Origin of the sequence: Citrobacter sp. Cpo109 (assembly GCF_030332565.1) — a bacterium.
GTDB classification, from domain to species: domain Bacteria; phylum Pseudomonadota; class Gammaproteobacteria; order Enterobacterales; family Enterobacteriaceae; genus Citrobacter; species Citrobacter portucalensis.
The window spans coordinates 50,458-58,580 of sequence record NZ_JAOWHQ010000068.1 but is presented as its reverse complement, the minus strand read 5'-3'; the positions used below and the strand labels follow the sequence as shown (position 1 = coordinate 58,580).

7 protein-coding genes and 1 tRNA gene are annotated in these 8,123 nt (G+C 50.9%); 6 read left to right on the top strand and 2 right to left on the bottom strand.

Translation table 11 applies throughout. The annotated features are described in order from the left end of the window. From OGY71_RS17090 to OGY71_RS17065, 6 genes are all read left to right on the top strand, one after another. Nucleotides 1–77: transfer RNA gene (locus OGY71_RS17090), tRNA-Arg, on the top strand. 252 nt (nucleotides 78–329) lie between these two features. Further along, entirely contained in the window at nucleotides 330–896 is a 567-nt protein-coding gene (gene yqaB, locus OGY71_RS17085) for a fructose-1-phosphate/6-phosphogluconate phosphatase (protein WP_206160021.1), read from the top strand. Next, entirely contained in the window at nucleotides 893–1,321 is a 429-nt protein-coding gene (locus OGY71_RS17080; protein ID WP_003825961.1) for a YqaA family protein, read from the top strand. Before yqaB ends, OGY71_RS17080 begins: the two co-directional genes overlap by 4 nt. A gap of 77 nt (nucleotides 1,322–1,398) precedes the next feature. After that, nucleotides 1,399–2,955: a glutamate--cysteine ligase gene (gene gshA, locus OGY71_RS17075; protein WP_008785615.1), complete on the top strand. Its 1,557-nt coding sequence runs from the start codon at nucleotides 1,399–1,401 to the stop codon at nucleotides 2,953–2,955. 149 nt (nucleotides 2,956–3,104) lie between these two features. After that, nucleotides 3,105–3,620: an S-ribosylhomocysteine lyase gene (gene luxS / locus OGY71_RS17070; protein ID WP_003037312.1), complete on the top strand. Its 516-nt coding sequence runs from the start codon at nucleotides 3,105–3,107 to the stop codon at nucleotides 3,618–3,620. Between the two features lie 345 nt (nucleotides 3,621–3,965). Then, nucleotides 3,966–5,336, top strand: a complete 1,371-nt coding sequence (locus OGY71_RS17065; RefSeq protein WP_286613486.1) for a carbohydrate porin — start codon at nucleotides 3,966–3,968, stop codon at nucleotides 5,334–5,336. Between the two features lie 48 nt (nucleotides 5,337–5,384). On the opposite strand, the gene emrB is transcribed toward OGY71_RS17065, so the two are convergent. Next, nucleotides 5,385–6,923 (bottom strand): multidrug efflux MFS transporter permease subunit EmrB, encoded by a 1,539-nt coding sequence (gene emrB, locus OGY71_RS17060; protein WP_003825966.1) that lies wholly within the window; start codon nucleotides 6,921–6,923, stop codon nucleotides 5,385–5,387. Between the two features lie 16 nt (nucleotides 6,924–6,939). Continuing rightward, nucleotides 6,940–8,112, bottom strand: coding sequence for a multidrug efflux MFS transporter periplasmic adaptor subunit EmrA (gene emrA, locus OGY71_RS17055; protein ID WP_191222232.1), 1,173 nt, complete (start codon nucleotides 8,110–8,112; stop codon nucleotides 6,940–6,942). Between the last annotated feature and the right edge of the window lie 11 nt (nucleotides 8,113–8,123).

Below are 8,123 nucleotides of genomic sequence, written 5' to 3'. Positions count from 1 at the left end.
GCATCCGTAGCTCAGCTGGATAGAGTACTCGGCTACGAACCGAGCGGTCGGAGGTTCGAATCCTCCCGGATGCACCATCTTCTCCTAAATAACAGCGAAACTGATGTTTCATGGTCTGCGAGATAATCGCGAGCACCAGGGAGGATAACGTTGCTTCAGCAACGGCCCGCAGGGCGAACATGAGTGAGTAATCCTCCCGGATGCACTATATTCTCCCTCCCTCTAAATCATTTCCACATACTCTCTGAACACCCCTCAATTCGCTGTCAGCGACAAAATCAATCAATTACGATAAAATAACGTCTGGTCACTCGGCTTGTGAGAAGACGATGTACGAACGTTATGCGGGTTTGATTTTTGATATGGATGGTACCATCCTGGATACCGAGCCTACGCATCGTAAGGCGTGGCATGAGGTATTGGGGCATTATGGACTACGGTTTGATGAATATGCCATGGTCGCCCTCAATGGCTCCCCAACGTGGCGTATTGCGCAGTCGGTAATTGAATTGAACCATGCCGATCTTGATCCTCATGCACTGGCACGTGAAAAAACCGACAAGGTGAGAAGCATGCTGCTGGATAGCGTCCAGCCTTTGCCGTTGGTTGATGTCGTGAAAGCCTGGCATGGTCGTCGTCCTATGTCGGTAGGTACGGGTAGTGAAAGCGCAATTGCAGAAGCGCTGCTCGCTCACCTTGGTCTGCGTCGCTATTTTGATGCTGTAGTCGCAGCCGATCACGTACAGCACCATAAACCGGCTCCTGATACGTTTTTGCTTTGTGCCGAACGTATGGGGGTTGTTCCGGCTCGTTGCGTCGTGTTTGAAGATGCCGATTTTGGAATACAGGCGGCGCATGCCGCGGGAATGGATGCCGTGGATGTCCGGTTATTGTGAGTGATGGACTGTCGCTCCTGTCACTGTTTGCCAGCAGTTTTCTCAGTGCCACGCTATTACCCGGTAATTCTGAAGTTGTTCTGGTTGCTTTGTTGGTCTCCGGGGTCAGTCATCCCTGGGTCTTAGTCTTAACAGCAACAATGGGTAATAGCCTTGGAGGGTTAACTAACGTTATCCTTGGGCGTTTCTTTCCATTGCGTAAAACATCGCGCTGGCAAGAAAAAGCCACTGGCTGGCTGCGGCGCTATGGCGCTGTCACACTATTATTAAGCTGGATGCCGGTTGTGGGGGATTTGCTGTGCCTGTTAGCCGGGTGGATGCGCATCTCGTGGGGCCCAGTTCTCTTTTTCTTATGCCTTGGCAAGGCGCTGCGCTATGTTGTTGTCGCAGCGGTTACGACACAAGGCATTATGTGGTGGCACTAATTGTGTTGTGGGATAGCCTTCAGGGTAACCAATACCATTATGCTAATTAAAACGATTTTGACAGGCGGGAGGTCAATTTGATCCCGGACGTATCACAGGCGCTGGCCTGGCTGGAAAACCATCCTCAGGCATTAAAGGGGATTCAACGTGGTCTGGAGCGCGAAACGCTGCGTGTTAATGCAGATGGGTCATTAGCAACGACAGGCCATCCTGAGGTGTTAGGCTCAGCGCTAACGCATAAGTGGATAACCACTGACTTTGCCGAAGCATTGCTGGAGTTCATTACTCCACCCGGTGACGACATTGAGAAAATGCTCACGTTCATGCGCGACTTACATCGTTATACCGCCAGAAACCTTGGCGACGAGCGTATGTGGCCGTTGAGCATGCCTTGCTATATTGCCGAAGGTCAGGATATCGAACTGGCGCAGTATGGTTCGTCGAATACCGGTCGCCTGAAGACGCTGTACCGTGAAGGCCTCAAAAACCGCTATGGCGCGTTGATGCAGACAATCTCGGGCGTCCACTACAACTTCTCGCTGCCTATGGCTTTCTGGCAGGCGAAATGCGGTGTAACCGAAGGTGAGGATGCTAAAGAGAAGATCTCCGCGGGCTACTTCCGTCTGATCCGCAACTACTACCGTTTTGGTTGGGTGATCCCGTATTTGTTTGGTGCCTCTCCGGCCATTTGTTCCTCATTCCTGCAAGGAAAACCAACAACTCTGCCGTTTGAAAAAACCGACTGTGGGATGTATTACCTGCCGTACGCAACGTCGCTGCGCCTGAGTGACTTGGGCTATACCAATAAGTCGCAAAGCAATCTCGGAATTACGTTTAACGATTTGCATGAGTATGTGGCAGGATTAAAGCGCGCGATTAAGACGCCTTCCGAGGAGTACGCGGCGATCGGTCTGGAGAAAGACGGTAAGCGTCTGCAAATCAACAGCAACGTTCTGCAGATTGAAAATGAGCTGTATGCGCCTATTCGCCCGAAACGCGTCACTCGTCGTGGAGAAACGCCATCAGATGCGCTTCTGCGTGGCGGTATCGAGTACATCGAAGTACGCTCGCTGGATATCAATCCGTTCTCGCCTATCGGCGTGGACGAGCAGCAGGTGCGCTTCCTCGATCTGTTTATGGTCTGGTGTGCGCTGGCTGATGCCCCGGAAATGAGTAGCGATGAATTGCTGTGTACGCGTAAAAACTGGAATCGCGTGATTCTCGAAGGGCGTAAGCCTGGGCTGACGTTAGGTATTGGCTGTGAAACAGCCCAGTTCCCGCTGCCTAAGGTTGGGAAAGATTTGTTCCGCGATCTGAAACGCGTGGCACAAACGCTGGACAGCATCGATGGAGGAGAGGAGTATCAGAAGGTCTGTGATGAACTGGTTGCCTGTTTTGACAATCCTGAACTGACTTTCTCTGCCCGGATCCTACGGTCTATGATTGATGAAGGCATTGGCGGCACGGGCAAAGCGCTGGGTGAGGCTTACCGAAATCTGCTGCGTGAAGAGCCGTTAGAAATAGTGCAGGAAGCTGAATTTATTGCTGAAACCGAGGCTTCAAAGCGTCGTCAGCAGGAGATCGAAGCGGCTGATACTGAGCCGTTTAGCGTGTGGCTGGAAAAGCACGCTTGATACAAAAGAAAAAGGCCACTCGGGAGTGGCCAAAATTTCATCTCTGAAAACAGGGATGATGATAACAAATGCGCGTCTTTCATATACTCAGACTCGCCCCGGAACAAAGAGTTCAGATTATTTTTAAAAAATTTATCGGAGGTGGCTAAATGCCGTTGTTAGATAGTTTTACTGTCGATCACACCCGGATGGAAGCTCCCGCGGTCCGGGTTGCAAAAACGATGAACACCCCGCATGGCGACGCAATCACCGTGTTTGATCTGCGTTTCTGCATTCCGAACAAAGAAGTGATGCCTGAGAAAGGTATCCATACGCTGGAACACCTGTTTGCAGGTTTTATGCGTAACCACCTTAACGGTAACGGCGTTGAGATTATCGATATCTCTCCGATGGGATGCCGTACCGGCTTCTACATGAGCCTGATTGGTACGCCGGACGAACAGCGTGTAGCCGACGCGTGGAAAGCGGCAATGGCGGACGTGCTGAAAGTACAGGATCAGAACCAGATCCCGGAGCTGAACGTTTACCAGTGCGGTACGTATCAGATGCACTCTCTTAGCGAAGCACAGGATATCGCGCGTCATATTCTGGAGCGTGATGTACGCGTGAACAGCAATGAAGAGCTGGCGCTACCGAAAGAGAAACTGCAGGAACTGCATATTTAGTCTTATTGATTAGCTGTTCCAGTATTTATATTAACCCCGGTTTATGTCCGGGGTTTTTTATTGCTTAATATAATGTGTGTTTATTATATTTGCGGTGGGAATATATTATAATTTAAGTGATACCTGACCTGTTAAATAATAAAATGTGATCTGGCAAACAGAATGAGGCGGATAATTAACGATGCCAGAGTGTATTGATCACATAAACTAAAAAACATAAATAATTAATAGAAAAACATAATGGAATACGCCAGATATCCGGGTAATAACAAGACTCTTTTAATAGCCGGTAGATAGGTTTTTTATCAAATCTTATCTGGTATACATTAAACTTTAGGGATGAAAATGAAGGCTAAATATTTGGCGCTGATGATCGGTGCTTGCTTTTCTCATAACCTTTGGGCAGCAAATAATATCACTATTGAGCAGCGTCTGGCTGAACTGGAGCAACGTGTTGTTAATGCCGAAAAACGGGCATCCGATGCTGAGGCGCAAATTCGCTCGCTGAAGCAGCAGCAGGTCACCGCTACGCCGACGGTGAATGTCCAGTCTGCCGAGCCGATTGCAGCAGGTGAAACTCCGCCTAAGCTGACATTATCCGGCTTCAGCGATATTAAGTTCTATGGCGATGTCGAATTTAATATGGATGCGGCAAGCCGTTCCGGTAGCCTGACATCGACGAGAACGTCAGCGAATAAAGATTGGGCACCAGGAACCAATGAACGCTGGGATATTAACGGACGCCTGTTGCTGGGCTTTGATGGTTACCAGCGGCGGGACAACGGTAATTTTGCAGGGTTCTCGGTACAGCCTCTGGCGGACCTGACCGGAAAAATGAACCTCGATGATGCCGTTTTCTTCTTTGGTCGTGAGAATGACTGGAAAATTAAGGTTGGTCGTTTTGAAGCCTACGATATGTTCCCGCTGAATCAGGATACGTTTGTTGAATATTCGGGGAATACAGCGAACGATCTCTACAGTGACGGTTACGGCTATATCTATATGATGAAAGAAGGACGGGGACGTAGCGACAGCGGGGGTAACTTCCTGCTGAGCAAAACCATCGACAACTGGTATTTCGAAGTTAACACATTGCTGGAAAATGGCAGTACGTTATATACCGAGAAGCAGTACCACGGAATGGATTTAACCAACGATAAAAACGTGGCTTACGTCCGTCCGGTTATCGCCTGGCAAAACGGGCGTTTTTCAACGGCGATAGCGATGGAAAGTAATGTCGTTAACAACGCCTACGGCTATTACCAAAATGGGACGTGGATCGATCAGTCAGATCGTACGGGCTATGGTTTTACCATGACCTGGAATGGTCAAAAAACGGACCCGGAAGATGGCGCAGTGATTAACCTGAATACCGCCTATATGGATGCGACCGATGAGACAGATTTTACCGCTGGGGTGAATGCGTTGTGGCATCGATTTGAACTGGGTTATATCTATGCGCATAACAAAATCGAAGCCTTCAATGCTACCAATATCGATACCGTTTGTGAGGACGATTGCTGGATCACCGATCCCGGCAATTATGACATTCACACTATTCATGCCTCATATTTATTCCCCAATGTGATGGATATGAAAAACTTTAACATCTACCTCGGCGCCTATGCTTCATGGGTAGAGGCCAATCCGAATAATGGTGATAACAGCGAAGATGCGCGTTACGGCGGGCGTCTGAGATTCAAATATTACTTCTGATTGTAGGTCTAATAAAAAAGGGATCCGCAGATCCCTTTTATCAGATAGTTAGTGTGCGCCACCACCACCGCCGCCCGCACCGAAGGGCGGTTTGGCGAACCACACCAGGCCAAGCAGGACCAGGAATATCCCCGCCGACATCCAGAAGATTTCGTTAGCGGAAATAATCAGCCCCTGATTGGTGATCTGCTGAGCTATCCAACCTGAAGCCTGCTGGTGCGTCATCCCTAAATCCTGCAGCTTATCGTACATAGCCTGTGCATTTGGGTTGTAGGGGTTAACAGATTCCGTTAGCTGAGCATGGTGCAGCGACTCGCGGTTCGTCCACATTGTCGTCGTAATCGATGTACCGATGGAACCTGCCAGCGTTCGCGTAAAGTTCGACAAGCTGGATGCCGCCGCCAGACGCTCTGGAGGTAAGCCGGACAGCGTAATGGTGGTTAGCGGCATAAAGAAGCAGGCTACCGCGAACCCCTGAATAAACTGCGGCCAGGCCGACGCGCCAAAGTCCATACCCGGCTCGAACGTCCACGCACGCCAGTAGAAACAGACGGCGTACATTATAAAACTAAACGTCACCAGCCGACGCATATCCAGCTTGTGCGCGAAGCGGCCGATAATCGGCGACAGGATCACCGGAATCACCCCAACCGGCGCTGACGCCAGACCAGCCCAGGTTGCCGTATAGCCGTATACCTCCTGCAGCAGCTGCGGCAGCAGGACGATTGCGCCGAAGTAGAGCATATAGGCCAGACTGATACACAGACAGCCGATGGTAAAGTTGCGCGACTTAAACAGCGAGAGATCGACAATGGGGTGCTCGTCGGTAAGCTCCCAGACGATCAGGAAGCTGATAGCGACAACGGCGACCACCGTCAGGATGATAATCTCCTGCGAGGCGAACCAGTCCAGCTCTTTGCCGCGGTCGAGCATAATCTGCAAACTGCCGATACCGATGACCAGCAGTGCCAGACCAATGGCGTCAATGCGCCGCTGCTCGGTTTTGGTTTCCCGACCGCGCAGGGTTTGCAGGGTCATCAATACCACCACAGCCCCGATTGGCACGTTGATAAAAAATATCCAGCCCCAGTGATAGTTGTCGCTGATATAGCCCCCAAGAATAGGACCACATATCGGGGCAACAATCACCGTCATCGACCATAGCGCGAGGGCGATGGAACGCTTGGCGGGTGGATAGTTATTCAGCAACAGGCTCTGTGACAGCGGAATTAATGGACCGGCAACAATACCCTGGATTACGCGGAAGAAAATCAGCATGTTCAGGCTGGTGGACATCCCGCATGCCCATGACGCAATGACGAAGGCGATAGTTGACCACATAAAGAGTCTTACTTCGCCAAAGCGTTTTGCCAGCCAGCCGGTGATCGGAATAGAGATAGCGTTCGCCACCCCGAATGAGGTGATCACCCAGGTTCCCTGGCTCAGTGAAGAGCCGAGGTTCCCGGCGATAGTGGGGATCGCCACGTTAGCAATGGTGGAGTCCAGCACCTGCATGAATGTCGCCAGGGACAGCGCGATCGTCATAATGACGAGCTGCGCGCCTTCCAGCGGTTTTTGCTGTTGCATCACACGCACCTTTGAATTAGCCCGCGTTGGCCCGCACGATCTCTTCGATCATCTTATTGACCGGAGCAAGGTTGATTTCACGTGCATTACTTTCTGATACCGGCGTGGTACGAACCTGGCTTGCCAGAATTTGTCCGTCACGATTTGAGGTATCTACCGTAACCAGCGTAGACAAACCAATACGTAATGGATGCTGTGCCAGTTGCTGCGCATCCAGTTCGATACGTACCGGCAGACGCTGGACGACTTTGATCCAGTTGCCGGTTGCGTTCTGCGCTGGCAGCAGGGAGAAGGCGCTGCCCGTACCCATATCGAGACCGATAACTTTACCGGTATATTTTACGTCATCGCCGTAAATATCGCTGATAACGGTCGCCGGTTGGCCGATACGCATGTGCGCGAGCTGTGTTTCTTTGAAGTTGGCATCTACCCACAGGTTAGTGGCCGGAACAACCGCCATCAGCGGCGTGGTTGGGCTAATTTGTGCACCAGGCTGTACGGCGCGACGGGATACATAACCGGTCATTGGGCTGACAATTCTGGTACGTTCCAGCGCCAGCCAGGCATTGCGCACTTCGGTAGCAGCCTGTTGCACAGCGGGTTGATCTTCCAGCTTGCTACCCAGAATCATCGCCTGGTTAGCATTATATTGTTGGATCGCGACATCAAGCTGGGCCTGAGCGCTGGCGACGGCATCACGAGCGTGTTGCAGCTCTTCGCGGCCAATCAGGTTGGCATTGCCCAGCGGAACTCGGCGATTAAAGTCGCTTTGTGCCTGCGCCAGTGCGGTTTTCTGCACTTCAATGCTTGCCTGTAACTGCTTGCTGTTGATCATCAACTGGTGCGTCTGACGCACGCTGGAAGCCAGCGCAGTTTTGGCTTTTTCAAATGCCTGCTTTGCGTCCGTCTGGTCGAGGGTGACCAGCACATCGCCTTGTTTTACAAAGTCAGTGTTATCAGCCCAGACTTTCGTCACGCTGCCTGATACCTGAGCCATGATTTGAACCTGGTTCCCTGCCACGTACGCATCGTCTGTCTCTTCGACATGACGAAGTACTAAAAACCAATAAATCCCATATGCCACGGCAATGATAATAAAGAGCAAGGTCAGAAGGAGCAGCATACTTTTACGTTTGCCATTCTTCTTGACCGGTTGCTGCGGGGTTTGAGTCTCCGCATTTGCGCTCATGTTGTTCTCCA